The organism is Rhizobium sp. 862_C5_N1_2 (genome assembly GCF_051811205.1).
Classification (GTDB): Bacteria; Pseudomonadota; Alphaproteobacteria; order Rhizobiales; family Rhizobiaceae; genus Rhizobium; species Rhizobium leguminosarum.
This window is the reverse complement of sequence record NZ_JBPWPT010000002.1, coordinates 557421-576812: the sequence shown is the minus strand read 5'-3', so window position 1 is coordinate 576812 and position 19392 is coordinate 557421. Positions and strand designations below refer to the sequence as shown.

Sequence of the window (19392 nt, the reverse complement as noted above, 5' to 3'; positions counted from 1 at the left end):
GTTCAAGATGCATCAGGACGCAGCAAATTTGCGTCCTGATGGGTCGTCAGTGCAGCCTACACCGTGTCCCAGATTTGTGTTCTGTTCCAAGAGGATCCGTCCGCGAAGTTGATTTGTTCGATGCCCCAGAATTCACTTTCTGAGTAGAACTCTTCATCGATCGTTATCGAATCCACCGAACCGTTGAAACCGATCACCAGATCGTTTCCGGATCGGGCGAATGTCAAATCTGAAGCGTTCAAATTCTTCAGGACCAGGATATCGGTATTATCTGTGAAGCCTGCTTCGTCGTCGATCGTGTCGCTGCCATCGCCTGCCGCATACACATAGATATCGCTGCCGGCACTACCGAGCAGAAGGTCGTCGCCTGCAAAGCCGCGAATAACGTCATCGCCGAAAGTCCCTTCCAGCGTCTCTGCCGCTGCTGTGCCAGCCACAGTGACTAGATAATCAGGCTGAGCGGCCGCTTGAATTTGGCTGCGATCCCAGGAACTTCCGTCGGCAAAATCAATGCGTTCGAGTCCCCAATATTCGGTTTCCGAATAGAACTGGTCATCGACAGTGATGGTTTCACCTGTTGCTGCAACGTTGATGGCAAGGTCGTTGCCATATCGGATAAAGGCGAGGTCGGCAGCGTTGAGGTCCTTGAGTGCCAGGACGTCGGTATTGTCCGTGAAGCCCGCCTCATCATCGATCAGATCGTTTCCGTCGCCCGATGCAAAGACATAAATGTCGCTGCCGGCGCTACCGCGTAGCTCATCATCGCCAGCAAAGCCGCGAATGACATCATCACCCCACGTGCCTTCCAACGTCTCGGCCACCGCAGTTCCAGCAACGGTAACAAGATAGTCCGGTTGAGCCGCGGCCAGAATCTGACTGCGATCCCAGGAACTGCCATTGGCGAAATCAATGCGTTCCAGCCCCCAATACTCGGTTGCCGAGTAGAACTGATCGTCAACCGTTATGGTCTGGCCGGTCGCTGTGACGCTGATAGCAAGATCGTTGCCATATCGGATAAAGGCAAGATCGGCGGCATTGAGGTCCTTCAACGCGAGAACATCAGTGTTGTCCGTGAAGCCCGCCTCGTCATCGATCAAATCATTTCCGTCCCCCGACGCATAGACGTAAACATCGCTGCCGGCGCTACCGAGCAGGAGATCGTCGCCAGTAAAGCCGCGAATGACATCGTCGCCCCATGTACCTTCCAACGTTTCAGCCACGGCAGTGCCGGGAACCGTCACCAGATAGTCGGGTTGGGCGGCCGCTTGAATCTGGCTACGGTCCCAAGACGTTCCGTCCGCAAAGTCGATCCGCTCCAAACCCCAATACTCGGTCTCTGAACGGAATTGCTCATCGACGGTGATGATTTCACCCGTTGCGGCGACAACAACAGCTAAGTCATTTCCATATCGCACGAAGCTCAGATCGGCTGCGTTGAGATCTAACAAATCGAGGACGTCGATATTGTCGGTGAAGCCCGCTTCGTCATCGATGATATCGCTGCCGTCACCCGAGGCGTAAGCGTACGTGTCGCTGCCGGCACTGCCAAGCAATATGTCGTCGCCTCCACCACCCTCAAGCGTATTGTCGCCGAAATTGCCGCTCAGCACGTTGATGGCGGAGTTGCCGATGGCGTTGATCGCAGATGTGCCCGTCAGGGTCAGATTCTCGACATTGCTGCCCAGCACGAACGACGCCGAGGCCTGCACCAGGTCGGTGCCGCCCGTCGTGCTCGTCTCGCTGACCACGTCGCTTGCACTGTCGACGATATAGGTGTCGTTGCCTTCACCTCCGAACATGACATCCGCACCGAGACCACCATCGATTGAATCGTTACCAGCGAGGCCAGATATTAGATCGTCGCCATCCCCGCTATTGATAACATCATCGTTCGAGGAGCCATTGATCGTATCATCGTTAGGCGTGCCATTGATTGGCGTCGGATTGGTAGGATTATTAGGCTCTGTGCTGGATAACTGGTAGGCTGTAAGATCAATTCTATATTTCTTCGAATTTCCATACTCATCACTAATGAGAGTATCGACAGCCGGTTCAAATACATTCTCAACATTCGTTTCCTTGAGTGATCCCAAAGTTCCGGTAAGCGGATCTGGAAATACATCGAGACCTGTAAATACAGAGTCCAAGCCGTCAACTAGAACATCCAAACCATCCGCATCTAAAGTGCTCGAAATATAATCTGACGTATAATCAAGAAGCTGATAATCGGCCTTTGTTACAGTATATGTATTGACGTCTGTATTCTTCTCGAATTGAATTCCTGCCGTGCCATCGGTAAATCCCTCAATTACCTGAAAGCTATATCCATTGGCGACGTTAATAGAAGTATAGTACGACCCATTTTCAGAAAAAGCCGTTCCGTCCCCGACACCCGTACCTGGCGAATACAATATTCCGTTCTGTTCACCATCCTCCGATTTCCAATAATAGTTCCAGGTAGTCTGTTCGGTAACCTCGTCCGTCCAGGTATCGAATCTGTATACCGGAACGCCATCGATCTCATACCCGGCCGGCGTGACCGGATTGGATCCATATCCGTGGCTTCCCCCGGTTGTTTTCGATCCAATTTCGAATTGCAAAAGGGCGTCGCCGCTATAGAATTTGTCATCGTAATCCGGATTAAGGATCACGTAGTTTACGTCACCGAATTCACTTTCGAGATCCGCAAAAAGCTTCGTCTGATCAAGGTTCAGAACAAGGTTAGCGGTAATGTTGTCCGCGTAAAGAATAACGGCTTTCCAATTGGCGCTCTCCATGAAATGGAATTTATCGGCCCCTTCGCCACCCCAAATAATGGATTGCATTGAAGCTTGCGCTTGATATGGCAGCTCTTCCGAAGTTGTCTCCGCAAGGTAAATCTCATCATCCCCGTCGCCTAAGACAACGATATCTTTTCCTTCGCTGATATAAACTGTGTCATTTCCGGCACCGGCATCAATCTTGTCGTCGCCGACGTCAATTGTGAGAGGTACGTCTTCGTCCTCAGGCGGCGTATAGTCTTCGCCTGGCTTTTCGCCAGCATGGATCAGATCGTCGCCCTGACCACCACGTATAAGATCGTTGCCTCCTTCGCCAAAGAGTTGGTCATCATCTTCTTGACCCCAAATAATATCGTCGCCGCTCTCGCCGTGAATTTCATCATTGCCTCCACCGCCAAGCACAAGATCATTACCTGCCCCGGCCCGCATGACATCGTTGCCGAAAAAACCAAGTGTTGGCTCCGTACCCGCAAGGATGTCTGCATTTGACGTTCCCTCTCCGCTCCAGTGCGCCATCCCCGGTGTAACAGACGCTGTCAACGGCCCCTGCAAGTCACCGTTGAAACTGGTTGTGTTTGACTCTGTAAGGTGTGACGGGTCCAAAGTGCCATAGTCGGATGGCCAAATGACGCCACCAATAGCCTCCTGCAAGAGTTCATAGGCGGCTGTGCCCCCGAAAGGACTGAATGCCAATTCCATAGCGGCGTGAGCCGCCGATTGCGCCGCTATCACCTGAGCGTCGTTGATATCCATTCCAAGCACGGCGCCGACCTTGCCGTGGGTGTCGACGTACAAAGTGTATCCGTTGGGGCCTGAGACTTCCGAGTATCCAGCAGCGAGCATATCGCTCGCGGACTTGCCAAACATGTCAGCCGTTAGCGTCGCCAAAGCAGAAACTACGATCCCTGGCACGCTTGAGCTGGAGATTGCAGAGCGCAGGGCATCGATCAGGGACGCAGAGTTAGCCAACTGGCCCATATAATCTGAAACGAACGTCGCCATGACTGTTGCGATAGTAGTCGGCTCTTCATAAAGCTTGATTATCAACTGGCCCGGGAATAGATTTTCAATCGGCCCGCTCCATGCATCCACCGCAGTGTTGAAGAATTGGTTTTCGTCTATATTCCCCGATCCTCCATTATCGAGATCTGAGTGGATACCCGAGAATGCAGATGCTGCAACGCGCTGTGATAGGTTGTAGATGCCAGGATAAAGGTCCCCCGTTCCAGGATCCGATCCGAAAGCAAATTGGAGCAATCTGTTAGCGCCAAGCGCTACACCGCCGACAGGCCCAGAGAATGACGAAATCCTAGCCTGGAGGGCGGCTTCGGGGTTATCAAACATCGCCTGGTAAGTCATATAGAAGCCAGCACGATCATGAGCATCAAGCAAAGATTGCAAGACTGCCATTTCCTGCTCAGTCAGAGCGGCCTCGTGAACATCTTCTGACACGATCAATCCCCTTAATGTGTTGTTCCTGGAAATTCAGAAATTTTATCTGTACGCTGCCCGATGAAATCTAGGACAGCATTGCAATAAGCCTGATAGTCGCCGTTGTAGTGGCGTCTAGGCATAAGTATCTCTACCTTCCAACCCTTGTAGTGCGCGTAAACAAGGCATCGGAAATCACTCGCCTCACGGGTGTCACACCAGGGCAATCCCTTGTAATTCGTCTTGTAGAAAGCGCCGCTATCATTAATGCGCAGGCACTGGTTCGCACTGACTAACTGTGAGCCTGCGGTGGCACCAAAAAGACTAATTATTGCCACATCCTTCGCATCTTTTTTGTCGGCAAAAATGCCCGGCGAAAACATCTTATCCGCAGAGTTTTGAATCACCGCAGCTTTCGCGATGTAGACCCCGTGGCGACCATCACTCACTTGGCCGTTTTTTCCGATTTCCATGTAGATGAAGGCCTTCGGAAGCGTCACGCGCCACTCTGCCACGCGTCGATCCGGGAAATCGTGGGTCGCCGCGTTCGCATCAAGATCAATCTTGAAATCTAGCGTATAGTTTTTTAGACTGCCGGATGGCGTAGCAGCAATCGGAGGAAAAATTGAACGCCAAACGCTAAATACCGCATCGTGAAGAATAAAAAATGTACAGACAGCTACTAAAGACAGCAACGAGATCAAAATTGATTTTTTTGAAAACTCGATATTCATGCGATCCCCGCCCAACCAAGTTATATCGACTTCAAAAGATTGCTGCGTACCCGGCCCGCATGGTTATAAGCAAAGCTCGCTCTCCAAGGTCAGAGATCGGCCCGCAAGAAGTCGACCGAACTTCAAATTGATCTCCATGGCTCTTGGTTGCAAGATACATACAAAAGCTGTAGCGGCAACCGCTATTTGCAATTTTTAATCAAAACACTCAACTTAAGAATTTAAGAATAAGAGAAAATTCATCCAAATTGCCTGCAACTCACGGTATTTCAAGGTCTATCGCATTCAGAAAAAATACAAAACCGGGCCGCAGGGTACGATTTTCCACAAGGACGGACCATGCGCGGCCAGTCAAGCTACCGTCTTGCGTCCTGCCGCTTCCTGGATGACGGCAGTATCGAGATCGACAACAATGCTGCTGAACGGGCGATCCGACCGATTGCCACGACCAACTCATACTACACCTCCCTCAATGATCATCGCGCCATCGGTGGCGTTTTTCCCCGACGTATTGGGGTCGGAACAAGAGCAGTTAGAAATCCTGCGCTTAGAACGAACGGACGATGAACATCCTGCGGATTTGAGACGTTTGTCGGGAAGTCGCAATGGCTCGATCCCTTCCAAGCGCAAGAGCCGTGCTCATGGGCCTCCTCTTGAGCAATCCATTTTGACCTGATCAATAACAGCTTCAGCGTTTGGTGGCGCTCCATTTAGGAGCGGCAGTCGTCATCTATTGAATTTGACCATTTGCCGCCGTGAGCTGGCAAAGTATGGTCGAATCTCCCCATCTCCCAGTCACGGCGGCTCCCTAAGAGGAGTGTTCCATGACTAAATTCTCACTTGCTTCAATTCTCAGGCGACTCTCTGAAGGCCATGACATATCCGCTGACCAAGCGGAATCGATGATGTGTTCCTTTATAAACGGGGACTTCTCGCCTGTTGAACTGGGCAGACCGTAGCGGGTAGCCATTCCACCTCCTAAACCGCCCCGTTGCCCTATCGGTGCAGGTACTTCACGACCTGGTCGAAGACGCCGGCGAGACTGGCGCCCAAATGCCATGCCGCCCATCCACACGGAACGCACGGGAGGGGGCAGTCGGTCCCGCCTCCCTGCCGGCGGCTATGCTGAGGCTCCTGCGGCTGCCCTTAGTCCGCCCTTAGCGTGACGAGACTCCCGAAATCCCGCTTTGCGGCCGCTATGCTGATTTCTCCGATACTCTTCATTGTTTTGGTTTGGAACCCGTCCTGCAGCGGATTCCGTTATCGCGTTTCCTTTTCTACCAGCGTCCTTGATCACAAATAGCGATTGGTAAAAGCGCTTTGTCGGGCTCTTCTCCGGCACCTTATTTTTTTGGATTTCCGTCTTACCAAGCGGCGCGTCGTAACGCGGCTACCAAACTCCTTCTCGATCCGACCTTGGAAGATCCGTTTCCCTGTTGAGGCCCTGGTGCGGCATCGGCCAAACGGTTGCGTTGGTGGGGTCTTCTGGTGTCGGAAAATCAACACTGGTGAACACCATGACTGTGCTTGAATCTGACACAAAGCAAAAGACAGGCACCATCCGCGAATATGACGCGCAGGGCCGACACACAACCACCGCACGATCCCTGCATGCAATTTCAGGCGGCGGCTGGGTCATCGATACCCCGGGAATAAGAACGCTTTACGTGAGTGATGTTACCGACGGTATCGACACCCTCTTTGCTGAAATAACCGAACTGGCGCCGCTTTGCCGCTTTCGCGACTGCACCCATGCCCATGAACCGGGGTGCGCCGTTCAGGCAGCTGTCGCAAGCGGTGCCCTGGTCGCCGATCGCCTGGAACGCTGGCGGAACCTGCTTACAGAAAATCGCGACCGAACACCGGTCGTGAGCGGACCCCGCGGCAACAAGATCGCTCTCAAGAAGAAATATTGAAAGTGTTGAAGGTTTGCGACGGTGCTCATCGGCGTCAGCCACGATCCGCCACCTGAATTGGCTGGGCTGTGGTGACAGCGTCAGCGCTCAATGAGTGGGATTGCGGTCACGAAGAAGACCCTGCAAGCGGCCGCTCCCGCTTGTGAGGGAAAAGTCTTTGAACAACCGCGATATGAGGCGCGGTCGCAATCCTTGCCTCTCATCGATGAGGAGGAATGACATCCTCTTTATCTCGATCGTGATCACGCCTGCATTGTCATGGCGACGATAATTCCCGGAATCCATCGCATGGAATCCATTTTCCACCGCCCAGGCGGCTATCATATCCGCGTTCATCAAGGTCCTGCTTTAGGAGATGCGGACGTGCTGTCTCTAGCTGTCCCGCCCGCGCAAATCGCTTTGGAGTCCTACGGATACCGCAACTGAATCGCTCTAATCGAGCCAAATCCGTCCAAGATTACAATTCCCGCTTAGGTGTTGCGAGAAAGACTCGGAGCAATCGTTCAATCGGTACGACTCAGCCGATGCTCCTGAAGGAATCTAAACCGGCGGCGACAACTCAGATAAGCTAAGAGTCGGATAAACCGAAATTCACGGCATAACGTTGATTTATGGAACTTAACCATGCTTTAACACTATTGCGCGAACAGCCTCCATCCAGCAATTTTTACTTGTGCCAACACCGTTCATCATTGGGAAATTCCGCCAATTAATAAATCGATCCTGCCATTGTCGGCCGAAAGCGTGGGAACCGCTACTAGTAGCGGACCTAGGCTTTCGAGCGCCTAGGCTCGAAGCTTTCTCCGCGCTTCGAATTATATGGATCCGGCGCACCAGCCGTTCTTGCGATGACGAGCGCAGACGGTTCCGACTTATGCGCTAGCAGGCCAATGGACATTGTCATCGACCACTCCCAGCTCTGTGCACTCTCAGTCAAAACTAACTGCAGACATGGACACGACGGCTGCGCCGCTTTCGGCCATGATATTCTTCAAGGGTGAGAGGAGATATCATGCGCTTCAAGAACAAGGCCGCCTTGATTACGGGCGGAGGAACAGGGATTGGAGCGGCGGTCGCGCGCCGCATTCGGTTGGAAGGCGGAAACGTCGCGCTCGTGGGGCGGCGTCCGGACCCACTTCACGCCGTTGCCGAAGAGATCGGAGCCACCGTCGTTGTAGCCGATGCAGCTGATGGCGCCAGCATGAAGGCTGCCGCCGTAGCCGTCGCCGAGCAGTTTGGCGGACTGGATATTCTCGTGGCCAATGCCGGCGGCCACGGTGTCGGCCCCACAGTCAGCATGTCGGACGAGACCTGGGATCTGGCCATCAGGCTCAATCTCAATACGGCCTTCGTCAGCGCGCGCGAAACCCTGCCGCACCTGATCGAGAGCAAAGGCAACATCGTCGTGCTTGCCTCGATCGCGGGGCTTTTTGCTGGCCCGGATGCCGCAGGCTACGTCACCATGAAACACGGTTGTATCGGCCTGGCGAAGTCGCTGGCTCGAGACTATGGCCGCCTCGGCGTCAGGACCAACACCGTTTGCCCCGGCTGGGTGACGACGGCAATGGCCGACGAGCAGATGGAATTCATCATGGAAAAATTCAAGCTGAAGAGCATCGAGGACGCTTATGCACTTGTGACGAAGGACGTGCCGCTTGGCTGTCCCGCAACGCCTGAGGATGTCGCCAATGCAGTCTGCTTCCTGGCCTCGGCGGAAGCCGCGATGGTCAACGGCGCCATCCTGACCGTCGACGGCGGAGCCGGGACCGTCGATCTACCCACGCTCGCATTCACCTGAGGAGGAGACAATAATGAACCAGAATCCGAAAGACTGGAAAACCTACGATCAGTTCGCATATGGGATCGACGCGAACCGTCTGCCAGCGACGAATGCCCTTTCCAGCTCATCTCACACGATCGCCTTTGACGATGGCCGCAAGCTCGAACTCACCTTCCACGACGACAATGTGCAATGGTCGGACGGCGATGACAGCGCAACCGACAAGGTCGAAGTCATCGAGGTTGCGCCCGACACCTTCTTCGTCGAAGTCATTTTCGCGGGTCGACCCAAAGAAGCCGAGACCTTGATCCTGAACGTTTCGAGCCGCCGCGTTCTCTCGATCTATTCGGTGGTTCGCGAAAAGGAGCAATCCGTCGGAGAGCCGCAGGTGGCGCAGATTTTTCGGCCCGGTATTCTCGAAGGCGGTGCGGTCAGCGGACCGGTGCCGGCCGAAAGCCGCGACCTGATCGGGCTGAGAGCACATTTCAGCTATAGCCCGAACCACGTCTACGAACATACCTATCTCTCGTCGCAACGCTATGCATGGCAATGCCTTGTCGGCGTGCAACGCGGGCACGGGGACGTCGACCTGACGACCACCTATAAGTTCGACGAGGACCAGTACATCTTCACCTTCCGGGAATTCAAGATCGCTGTCGCCTCGACATTCTTCTACAATTTCAAAGATATGCGTTCGACAGGCAAATTCCTTGGCATCACTGGTGATGGCCATATCCAGAACAGCCCGGCCGGCGCCTTCATCCGCAAGGCATCGATGACCTACTATCTCCCCGGGCAGGAACCAGTTTGAGGCAGAACAATGCGCACAGCCTATGAAATCGTGAAGGCACACTACGACGCCAACGCGCGCCGGGATATGGACGGCATGCTTGCCGACATCGCCGCCGATTGCCGATGGACGGAAATGGATGGCTTTCCCTGTGCCGGCACCTATGTCGGTCCGCAAGAGGTTTTCAAAAACGTTTTCTTCGCACTCGGAGAAGCCTTCGACGGCTACACGTTCGCCCTCGAACGGCTGCTGGATGCAGACAGCGACGTGATCGGAATCGGTGATTATGCCGGGACTTACAGACAGACCGGCAAGTCCTTCAAGGCGCGTGTCGTTCACGTCTGGAGCGTCGCAGACGGCAAGATCCGGCGCTTCGAACAATTCACCGACACGCTGCGTGTGGCGGACGCAATGCGATAAACGCGTGGCGGCCTCGCGAATTCACGCCGCGCCGCCCTTTCGCCAATCGGAGGGCGAAAACGCATAGCGGCCACGAAACGCCCGGGAGAAATGCGCGCTCGAAGAAAACCCAAGCGCAAAGGCAATCTCCGATATTTCGCCCGGGCGGCATGTAGCGTCCCGTAGTCGGGACGCGGCTCTTTCCAGCCGCAGGCTCCAGATATAGTCGGCCGGCGTCGTGCCCTCGGCCTCAAATGCACGATAGACGTAGCGAATGGAACAACCCATACGGCGCGCGATCATGCCGACATCGAGATCGGGCCGCGAGATGTGGTCCGAGACAAAGTCTTTCACACGCCGTCGCAGCAGGTCAAGGGAATGGGCGCTTGATCGTTCCCGCTGCGGATCGCCGATCATGGTACGAACGAGTTCGATCATCGTCTGGCCGAGGCTGGCACGCGCCGTGTCGTCCAACCTGCCGATCTCCCGGATTGTCGAATCCATTAGCGAAAGCAGGATGCGCTGCATCCCCGCATGTTCGGGCATGGCGACAAACGGCTCCATCAGCCGGTTGACCGCTTGAACTGGAAGCGCGCGACGCGGCAATTGCAGGAGAAGCAGGCGGACAGCCGTTCTGTTGGTCAGCTCATAGGGACGGCTTGGATCATACATGATGCTCGCGCCGGCGCCGACGGGAACGCTACGGCCATTTTGGCTGAGGGACGAAAAGCCATGTGTCTGGAAAACCAATTTGATGGCATCGGGAGAGTCCGAGCCGAGGGTCACGCGTTCGCCAAAAACCGTGTGCGTATCGGCTTCCAGCAGCGTCAGGCGGCAGGTGCCGAGCATTGCCGACAACAGCCGGCTTTGATCTTCGTCACCCGATTGAAAATCGAGCCGCACATTGCCGAACAAGCTGCGGGCAACGCTCGGAAAATCCCTTCCCCCTGCGACTTTAACGGATGAGAAAACCGGTTCCATGGTGTCTTCCTCATGAGGTCAGGTAGCCGCCGTCGACCGGCAGGCAGACGCCGGTTATGTAGCGTGCTGCCTCGGACGACAGGAAGACGATCGCGTCGGCGACTTCCGCCGCCTCGCCCCATCGTCCCGCCGGTATGCGGTTTCTGATCGGCGCCGAAACGACATCATCGGCGAACAATGCCCGGCTCAGCGGCGTTACGATCCAGCCCGGCGCGACAGCGTTGACGCGAATATTTTCCGCCGCAAATTCCTGCGCCAACGACTTGGTCAATTGGACGATCGCCCCTTTGCTCGCCGAATAACCTGGCCGGTCGGCCGCGCCAAACGTCGAATACATGGAGGCAATGTTGATGATGGACGATCCGGATTTCATCCGGCCACGACCCAGGCGACAACAATCCATGACCGACGTCAGGTTGATTGCGATGACCTCGTCGAATTTCTTCTTCTCCCATTCGTCACGATCCCGGCTGACGCCGGTGCAGTTTACAAGGACGTCGATCTGATCGAGGGTCGCAAAGAAATCGTCGAGAGCGCCGGGCTGAAGGACATTGATTTCCCGGCTCTCGATGCGCTCGCTGCGCGGCCCGGTCATGGCGCCAAGACCACAACAGACAACGTGGGCACCGAGCTCGGCAAAACGATCAGCCGTCGCAGCCCCGATGCCCGATGTTCCGCCGGGAATAACGACCGTGCGGCCGGCAAAAAGATCGTTGGCAAAGGTCATCATCGCTCCTTGAGATCAGCTGGCGAGATAGGCGCCATGCAGGATTTCGGGATTGGCCTTCAACGTTGCGGAGGCACCGTCATAGACCAGCCGACCGCGCTCCATGACCATCGCGTGGTCAGCAAGATCGAGAGCAAGATTGGCGAACTGTTCGATAAGAAGCACACCAATGCCGTTTTGGGCCGCCATCTTCAGCGCTTCGGCCAGCCGTTTGACGACAGTCGGCGCCAGCCCAAGCGAAAGCTCATCGACCACCATGAAGCCCGGCTTGGCGATGAATGCCTGTGCCATCGCAACCATCTGCTTCTGCCCCCCTGAGAGATCGGAAGCCAGCTGGCGTTTGCGCTGGGCAAGTTCGGGAAATATCTCATAGGCTCTTTCGAGCCCCTCGCGGCGGGCGGATGGCGAGCCGCCGAGCGCGGCAACGAGAATGTTGTCTTCCACCGAGAGCTGGCCGAGCACCCGATGCCCCTCCGGCACCAGCGCGAGACCGGCCCGGCGGATGCGATCAGGCGAAAGGCCGTTTAGTGACATCGCGTCGAGCCGCATCGCGCCGCGAGCAACAGGCAGGACGCCAGCCAGCGCCATGACTGTGCTGGACTTGCCTGCACCGTTAGCACCCAGTAACGCGGTGATTTCTCCGCTCCGTATCGCAAAGGAGAGATCATGAATGACCCTTTTTCCACCGCGCTCGACCGCGAGGTTTTCGACGACCACGGATGAGATCGCTGCCATCTCAGAGTTCCCCCAGATAGGCGCGGCGGACGTTCGCGTCGGCAAGCACGATTTCCGTCGGCCCCAACGCCAGCAGTTTTCCATAGTCGAGCACCATCGTTTCGCTGCACATGGCGCGAATGAGCTCGACGTCATGATCGATCACCAGCACTTGCGCCCCGACTTCGGCGGGGATGCGCAATATGAGTTCGCGAAACATGCCGCCCTCCTCTTCGGTCAAGCCGGCTGCGGGCTCATCGAGCAGAATGAGTTTGGGATTGCCGATCACGCATTTGCCGAGTTCGACCAAACGGCGCTGGAACAGATTGAGCGACTGGCCCAACTTATCGGCCACGGTGCGAAGGCCGACAAAAGCAAGTGCGGCATCGACGGCCGCAGCACGGTGAAGTGGTGCGACCACGTGATCTGCGATTGCGGTGAGGTTGCCCGACACCGACAGATCCTCGACGACCTGCTCGGTCTGGAAAGACCGGCGGAGGCCGGCGCGCACGCGCTGCAGCGGGGCAAGATCCAGGAGTTGATCGCCATTCAATGCGACGCTGCCTTGAGCCGGCCTGACGAAACCGGAGAGAACATTGAGCAGGGTTGTCTTCCCCGCACCGTTCGGGCCAATCAGGCCGGCGATCGGCGCAGCGAGTGTCGCCGTCAGTTCGTTGATCGGCCTGACGCCGCCGAACTGGACGACGAGATTGTCGATGGCGATCATCGCGCCCTCTCCTTTGCCGAACGGAATTGCAGCCGGGTGACCAGCGAGGCGATCTGCCCGGCAATGCCGGATGGTGCCGTCGCCAATGCCTGGAACAGCGCAACGCCGAAAATCCCGATGGTCACATACCCATCAATGCCGAGATCGGTCAGCAGTGCCGGCACCGCCCGCAGCAGTAGACCGGCTATCAGCGCCCCGTACCAGTTGTAGACGCCGCCGACGATTGCCAGCGCGAAGAGGTTCAAGCTCTCGAAGGCGCCGAAGGCACGACCGTCGAGCTGACCGACGTTTCCGGCAAGCAGTGCACCGGAAACGCCCGCGAGGAAGCCGCTGAGCGCGAATGCCCATGCCTTGTAGGTCAGCACATTGACTCCGCTTGCAATGGCCACCGTCTCGCCCTTGCGGATCAAAGCCCAGGCGCGGCCTGGTCGCCCCAGCTTGTGCCATTGCGCAATTAGCAGAGCGATCGTCGCGGCAAGGCAAACGTAGAGAAAATAGGCGACCGCTCCCTCGGCAATTCCAGGCCGGGGCAGCATGGCGCGGCCGGAACCGTCGGCACGGCCGAGAAAGCCGTCGCCGCCGTCGGGAAAGCCCCAGGCGCTGATGATGATCTGAAAAGCGCCCGCGAGCATCAGCGTGACAAGGGCGAGATAGAGCCCTCTCAGGCGCAACGCCGGCAAGCCGAAGGCAAGGCCGACCACGGAAGCGACGATGCCTCCGGCCAGAAGGCTGACTTCGAACGGCGGGTGAAAGGCGTGGCCGACACGAAGCGTTACCCAGCCGCCAACCCCGACGAGCGCGAATTGGCAAAGCGAGACGAGGCCGAGCTGCCCATAGAGGATTGCCAGCCCCGCCACCGACAGCGACAGCGCCACCGCCGACGTTGCGGCCGACAGCCAGTAGGAATTAGCAAAACACATGACCACGGCGGCAAACAGAGCCATCGTCGCGGGAACCTGGAGAAGCTGTTTGGGAAAGCGGCCCACCGGAACGCGCTCCGGTGATGCCTGTATGGTCTGCTGCGAAGTCATCATCGGTCCTTCAACACGGCCTTGGCCGTACTCCCCAAGATCGTGACCGCGACGAGCGCGATAATGAAAGGTGCAGCCGCGCGATAAGGCGATATCCAACTGACCGGGGTAAGCGCAGCTTCGGCGATGCCGATCAGAAGCCCGGCGACGGCCGTTTCCCAAAGCGAGCGCAACTGGCCAAGAATTGCGGCCGCGATCGCCGGGATGACCAGCAACGTCAGAAATGTGCCCTGCAGGCGAACGAGGTCGGCAAGCAGCAGGCCGGCGAAACCTGAGAAGACGCCGGTGATGACCCAGGCGGCCGTCTCGGTGTAGAGGATGCGAACACCGAGGATTGCACTCAGGTCGCGGTCGTTCGCCAGGGCCCGCATGTCAAGGCCAAGGCGCGTCCGATCGAGCAGCAGCGTGATCGCGCCCACCATGACGACGGCAAGCAGGATAGCGATGATACGCGTGTAGGTCAGGCGAACGCCGAAGAGGGAAACGAACATCTGATCGGTCGGAAACTGCAGGCGACGCGGCAGTTCACCCCAGATGATCCCCATCAAGGCGATGAGCACCAGGGCCGGCGCCAATGTCCCGACTGCACGCACGACCGTATCGCGATGCGACAGCATGGGTGCAAAGATGCGCCCGTAAAGGAAGCTGATGGCCGTGGACACGACGACGGCCGCCAGGATAGCGACGGCAAGCGGGATTTTCCATTCGAGAAGCTGCCAGGCGCAGTGCGCGCCGATAGCACCAAACGCGCCGAAGGCGAAGTTGAGTACCCCTGTCGCGCGGAAAAGCACGACGAGGCCGACGCCGGAGAGGGCATAGACGGCCCCAATTCCGAGACCCGATATGAGAAATGGTAAGAAGGTCATGCGCGGATTCCGATGTGGCGGCGGGCAGTCGTCATCCCGTGGCTCAGACCACGGGATGATGCGTAATACCTCGATTTACGGAGCTATTCCGGCGCTCTTTTCAAAGGCGCGGATGTCGGCCAACTCCGGATCGGGCGATGGCGCGCAATCGGAAATCACCTTCCACTTACCGCCTTCGCTGACTGCCATGCGCGTCGTTGAATTTGCATTGTGGCGCGGCTGACCATCGCCGAAATACCAAGGCGCGCAGAAAATATCGCTGGCAAAGCCCTTGACCTGCCGGATGGCAGCACTGGTGCTTTCGCGCGTGATGTCCTTGGGATCAAGTGACATCAGTGCCTTCTCGGCAATCCGGGCGGCAAGATATCCGGCTTGGGCGAACGTGTCGCGCGGATCGGAAGGTTGGCCATATTTGTCCATGACGGCAAGCCAGTTCTGATTGTCGGGCGTCGCTGCCTCAAGATCGTTGAACTCCATGTTGACATAGAAGTTTCCATCCCAGCCTGCGCCGATCGTGCCGGGCACCGAAAGGTCATAAGCCGATGCGGCACTGAGGAACTTGATGGTCTGGTTGAGCCCCTGTTCTTCGGCCGCGGTCAGAAGCGGGATTGTGACGCCCTTGGGAAGGCCGAGGATAATGACATCAGGCTTGGAAGCCGCCGCCTGCAGGATGATCGAGGTCGAGTCGGCCGTACCGGGATCCATAAGGATCGTTTCGGCCGTGAAGCCTTTTTCCTTGGCCAGAGACTTAATGCCGTCGCAGGACCATGTACCGACATTCGGGATGTTCGGACCGATGCAAACGACCGACTTTGCCTTGAGCTGATCCAATGCGTAGCCCATGGCGCCCAGCGTAGAGACGCGCGGCCCGGCATTCGTCGCGGCGTAGTTTTCGGCAAAGAAGCATTCGCGAGGAACGCCGACGCCAGCGACGACGACAATGCCGGATTTCTTGTAGAAATCGGCATTTGCGCCACATTCGACAAAGCTCGAATTGCCGACCATCAGCACCGCCTTCTCGTCGTTGACGAGCTTGGCGGCCAGCTGAGCGGCCGTCTCCGGATTCCACTGATCGTCTTCGACCAGATATTTGACCGGCCGCCCCTTGATGCCGCCATTGGCGTTCAAGCAGTCGAAATAGGCCTTGGCCGCCCTGGTCGAATTCGAAAAATCGTCCGGACCGGTTTTGCCGGTGATCGCCCCGATGACGATCGGCTCGCCGGTCGCCGGTTTGCCGGTATTGTCGCCGCAGGACGCAGCGGCATGAGCACTGAATGCCGAAAGCAGCGTCAGGCCGAGGCCGACCACCAGCCCCCTCATATCTATTCTCATCGTTTCCTCCTCCAGTTTCCGTTATTGTCCGCACTCCCCGCGAACGTCTTCCATCGTGGAATCTCTGCCTCAGCCGGCGATCGCCTTGCCTGTCATGAAGGCGGCCGCCCGCGCCGCAATCATCATCACCGGAGCGTTGGTGTTGCCCGATACCAGCGTCGGCATCACCGACGCGTCGCATACCCTCAGACCCTCGACGCCGCGGACTTTCAGATCGGCCCCGACAACCGCCATCGGATCGTCAGCTCGCCCCATGCGCGCCGTGCCCGCCGGATGGAAAACGGTCTTGGCGGTCTGCCGGATGTAGTCGCGCAATGCCGCGGGATCATTTTCGACCCCCCGTTTCGGCAGGACGCGTCGCTTGATAAGCTTCGCAAGTGCTGGCGCATCCAGAATGCGGATCGCTGTCTCGACACCGCGCACCAGCGTATCGAGGTCGGCCGGGTCCGAGAGGAGATTGGCGTTGAACTCCGCCCTGTCATTCGGGTCGGCGCTTCTCAGACGAACGGTGCCGCGCGAGCGCGGCCTGAGGTAGCAGGGGCCGATGCTGAGACCATGACCGGGTTCGGGGTCGCGGTCGACGAAGCCCACAAGAACCGGCAGGACATGGAACTGAACATCCGGCTGGCCGGTGCCGGCCGTATCCACGAAACCACCGCATTCGACGATGTTCGACGAAAGCAGGCCACGATGCGACAGCAGGTAGCGCGCCATATGTCCGGCGGCGCGAATCCCACTGTCATGCCCGAGGATGGAGATCGGCTCGTGGGTCTCGCCTTGAACCGGCGCTTCGAGATGATCCTGATAGTTTGCGCCGACGCCCGGCAGGTCGGCCACCACATTGATGCCGTGAGAGCGGAGATGCTCGGCCTCGCCAATGCCCGAAAGCTGCAGGATCTTGGGTGTCGCGATTGCCCCTGCCGTCAGGGCGATTTCCTTGGAAGCGGTGAATATGGTGCCGTCCTGCAACGCCACACCCGTCGCCCGCCGACCTTCGAACAGGATGCGGGCGACCTTGCGTTCGGTCAGGATCGTGACGTTCGGCCGTGTCTCCGCGTCGCGCAGAAACGCCTGCGCGGAACTCCAACGACGTCCCCGATACGTCGTGCTCTGGTAGAACCCGACGCCTTCCTGGTTGGCGCCGTTGAAGTCCGGATTGTATGGAATGCCGACTTGCGTGGCTGCCTCAATGAAGGCTTCGCTCAGCGGATGGCGGTGACGAGGGTTCGAGACGTGCAGGCCACCGCTGCGGCCATGAAATTCGCCACTGAGGCTCTCATTATTCTCAAGCGATCGGAAAGTCGGCAGCACATCGTCGTAGGACCAGCCGTGACACCCCATCTGCGACCAGGTATCGTAGTCGTTCCTGTGGCCACGGATGTAGATCATCGCATTGACGGAACTGCCGCCGCCGAGCACGTTTCCTTGCGGGGTAATGCAAGGGCGGCCGTTGAGGCCCTTCTCCGGCTCGGAGGCATAGGGGTGAATGTCGACACCCTTGCCGAGAACCTTGAAGAAGGTCGCTGGAACATGGATCCAACGGTCCGTGTCACGCCGACCGGATTCGATCAGCAGAACCTTATTTTGCGGGTTCTCGGAGAGCCGGTTTGCCAGCACGCAGCCGGACGATCCGCCACCGACGATGATATAGTCGAAGTTCGCCATGGCTCAGCTCAACACCGTCTGGATCGTGGTGAATTCCTTCAGCCCTTCGGCGCCGAACTCGACACCCATGCCCGATTGCTTGACGCCGCCAAAGGGCGCGTTCGGCTGGATCGTGCCGTGCTTGTTGATCCATACCGAGCCGCATTCGAGCTGCATTGCGTAGCGCCTGGCTTTTTCGGCGTCCGCCGACCAGACCGAGCCGCCAAGCCCCGCCGGATTGGTGTTGGCGCGGGCGATGACTTCATCGATATCGGTATAGCGAATGATCGGCAGCGCCGGCCCGAACTGCTCTTCGTCGACGAGGCGAACACCATGGTCGACGTCGGCAACAAGCGTGATCGGATAGAAGTAACCCGGCCGATCGATCGGCGTGCCGCCGGCGAGAATTCGGCCGCCATTGGCGCGCGCATCATCGACAAGTTCGCGAACTTTGTTGAACTGCATTTCGTTCTGGATCGGGCCAAGAATGCTGGTTTCATCAAGGCCGTCGCCGATCACGATCCTGCCGGCGTAGTCGGCAAGCCGTGCACAAACGTCTTCATAAATGCTGTCGTGCACGTAAAGGCGCTTCAGCGCTGCGCAGGTCTGGCCGTTGTTGATGAAGGCTCCCCAGAACAGGCCCTCGGCGATCTGCGCAGGATCGGCATCGGGAAGCACGATACCGGCATCGTTGCCGCCCAGCTCGAGCGTCAGGCGTTTCAACGTCGCGACAGCCGACGCCATGACCTTCTTGCCGGTCTCGGTCGAGCCTGTGAAGGTCATCTTGGCGATGCCGTCATGGGCCGAAAGTGCTGCACCAATGCTGTTTTCGCCGGTGATGACATTGACGACGCCGGGCGGCAGCACTTCATTCATGATCTCGACAAGACGGATCGTCGAAAGTGGCGTCAGCGGCGAGGGCTTGATGATGACCGTATTGCCGGCTCGCACCGCTGGCACGATATGCCAGCAAGCGATCATCACCGGCCAGTTCCAGGGTGTGATCGAACCGACGACGCCAATCGGCTTGCGATGCAATTCGACACGCCCTTCATTGTCGTCCTGCAGAATTTCGATGGGCAGATTCAGCTCTGCCGTATGGCGTGTCCACGCAAGTGCACCGCCGATTTCAAACCGGGAACCGAGACCATTGAGAGGCTTGCCCTGCTCCAGCGTCAAAAGGCGTGCAAGTTCCTCGCCATTGGCTGCGATCTTTTCAGCAATGGCGCGACAGGCGGCCTGGCGCTCGTCTTCCGATACCTGGCTCCAAGTGCGAAAGGCGACTGAGGCTGCGGCAACGGCATGGTCGAGATCCGCCGGCGTCGCCAGCGGCATCTGACCGACGATTTCGCCGGTCGATGGGTTGCGAACCTCGGCATAGGTTGCGGTCTCGATGCGTGCTCCGCCGATGAACAGACTGTACTGCTTCACGATTGGCTCCTCCCTGAGCTTTGGAAGGAGTATGACGGGGCAGAAGAAAGCCGTCTTGGGCAGGAGCGCGCCGCGACTTGGTTTCAAACGCAACAGGCCGTTGGCTCAT

16 protein-coding genes and 1 pseudogene are annotated in these 19392 nt (G+C 57.6%); 5 read left to right on the top strand and 12 right to left on the bottom strand.

The genetic code is table 11. The annotated features are described in order from the left end of the window. Positions 1 to 56: 56 nt before the first annotated feature. The gene (locus tag ACD590_RS26910; RefSeq protein ID WP_439020992.1) at positions 57 to 4232 is read right to left on the bottom strand and encodes a calcium-binding protein; all 4176 of its coding nucleotides are present in this window, start codon (positions 4230 to 4232) and stop codon (positions 57 to 59) included. Between the two features lie 11 nt (positions 4233 to 4243). Then, entirely contained in the window at positions 4244 to 4945 is a 702-nt protein-coding gene (locus tag ACD590_RS26905) for a hypothetical protein (RefSeq protein ID WP_439003806.1), read from the bottom strand. 339 nt (positions 4946 to 5284) lie between these two features. Between ACD590_RS26905 and ACD590_RS26900 the strand changes: the two genes are divergently transcribed. Then, positions 5285 to 5512 (top strand): IS66 family transposase, encoded by a 228-nt coding sequence (locus ACD590_RS26900; RefSeq protein WP_439003805.1) that lies wholly within the window; start codon positions 5285 to 5287, stop codon positions 5510 to 5512. Between the two features lie 857 nt (positions 5513 to 6369). Continuing rightward, positions 6370 to 6861: pseudogene (gene rsgA / locus ACD590_RS26895) on the top strand (ribosome small subunit-dependent GTPase A); the annotation flags it as partial. 87 nt (positions 6862 to 6948) lie between these two features. On the opposite strand, the gene ACD590_RS26890 reads toward rsgA, so the two are convergent. Then, complete coding sequence (locus tag ACD590_RS26890; RefSeq protein WP_439003804.1) at positions 6949 to 7197, bottom strand: hypothetical protein; 249 nt, start codon at positions 7195 to 7197, stop codon at positions 6949 to 6951. Between the two features lie 676 nt (positions 7198 to 7873). Here ACD590_RS26890 and ACD590_RS26885 point away from each other — a divergent pair. From ACD590_RS26885 to ACD590_RS26875, 3 genes are read left to right on the top strand one after another with little or no spacing between them, the layout of a single operon-like run. Next, positions 7874 to 8659 (top strand): SDR family NAD(P)-dependent oxidoreductase, encoded by a 786-nt coding sequence (locus tag ACD590_RS26885; protein ID WP_439003803.1) that lies wholly within the window; start codon positions 7874 to 7876, stop codon positions 8657 to 8659. Positions 8660 to 8672: 13 nt separating this feature from the next. Continuing rightward, the gene (locus ACD590_RS26880; protein WP_439003802.1) at positions 8673 to 9452 is read left to right on the top strand and encodes a MoaF C-terminal domain-containing protein; all 780 of its coding nucleotides are present in this window, start codon (positions 8673 to 8675) and stop codon (positions 9450 to 9452) included. 9 nt (positions 9453 to 9461) lie between these two features. Then, entirely contained in the window at positions 9462 to 9851 is a 390-nt protein-coding gene (locus tag ACD590_RS26875) for a nuclear transport factor 2 family protein (RefSeq protein ID WP_018495591.1), read from the top strand. Positions 9852 to 9872: 21 nt separating this feature from the next. Here the strand turns inward: ACD590_RS26875 and ACD590_RS26870 are convergent, their stop codons facing one another. The 9 genes from ACD590_RS26870 to ACD590_RS26830 all read right to left on the bottom strand — a co-directional run bounded on the left by ACD590_RS26870 (position 9873) and on the right by ACD590_RS26830 (position 19283). Further along, on the bottom strand, positions 9873 to 10811 hold the full coding sequence (locus ACD590_RS26870; RefSeq protein WP_439003801.1) for a helix-turn-helix domain-containing protein: 939 nt from the start codon (positions 10809 to 10811) through the stop codon (positions 9873 to 9875). Between the two features lie 10 nt (positions 10812 to 10821). Further along, complete coding sequence (locus tag ACD590_RS26865; RefSeq protein WP_439003800.1) at positions 10822 to 11538, bottom strand: SDR family NAD(P)-dependent oxidoreductase; 717 nt, start codon at positions 11536 to 11538, stop codon at positions 10822 to 10824. Between the two features lie 15 nt (positions 11539 to 11553). After that, entirely contained in the window at positions 11554 to 12273 is a 720-nt protein-coding gene (locus ACD590_RS26860) for an ABC transporter ATP-binding protein (protein WP_439003799.1), read from the bottom strand. A 1-nt stretch (position 12274) separates the two neighbouring features. Then, on the bottom strand, positions 12275 to 12979 hold the full coding sequence (locus ACD590_RS26855; RefSeq protein WP_439003798.1) for an ABC transporter ATP-binding protein: 705 nt from the start codon (positions 12977 to 12979) through the stop codon (positions 12275 to 12277). Then, a complete protein-coding gene (locus ACD590_RS26850) occupies positions 12976 to 14013 on the bottom strand; it encodes a branched-chain amino acid ABC transporter permease (protein ID WP_439003797.1) in 1038 nt (345 codons plus the stop codon). The genes ACD590_RS26855 and ACD590_RS26850 overlap by 4 nt, the downstream gene beginning before the upstream one ends. Then, complete coding sequence (locus tag ACD590_RS26845) at positions 14010 to 14876, bottom strand: branched-chain amino acid ABC transporter permease (RefSeq protein ID WP_439003796.1); 867 nt, start codon at positions 14874 to 14876, stop codon at positions 14010 to 14012. Before ACD590_RS26845 ends, ACD590_RS26850 begins: the two co-directional genes overlap by 4 nt. Positions 14877 to 14951: 75 nt before the next feature. Then, positions 14952 to 16208, bottom strand: a complete 1257-nt coding sequence (locus ACD590_RS26840) for an ABC transporter substrate-binding protein (RefSeq protein WP_439003795.1) — start codon at positions 16206 to 16208, stop codon at positions 14952 to 14954. 69 nt (positions 16209 to 16277) lie between these two features. After that, a complete protein-coding gene (locus tag ACD590_RS26835; protein WP_439003794.1) occupies positions 16278 to 17873 on the bottom strand; it encodes a GMC family oxidoreductase in 1596 nt (531 codons plus the stop codon). Between the two features lie 3 nt (positions 17874 to 17876). Further along, positions 17877 to 19283 carry an aldehyde dehydrogenase family protein gene (locus ACD590_RS26830; RefSeq protein ID WP_439003793.1) on the bottom strand — a complete coding sequence of 469 codons (1407 nt, stop codon included), beginning with the start codon at positions 19281 to 19283 and terminating at the stop codon, positions 17877 to 17879. Positions 19284 to 19392 lie beyond the last annotated feature (109 nt).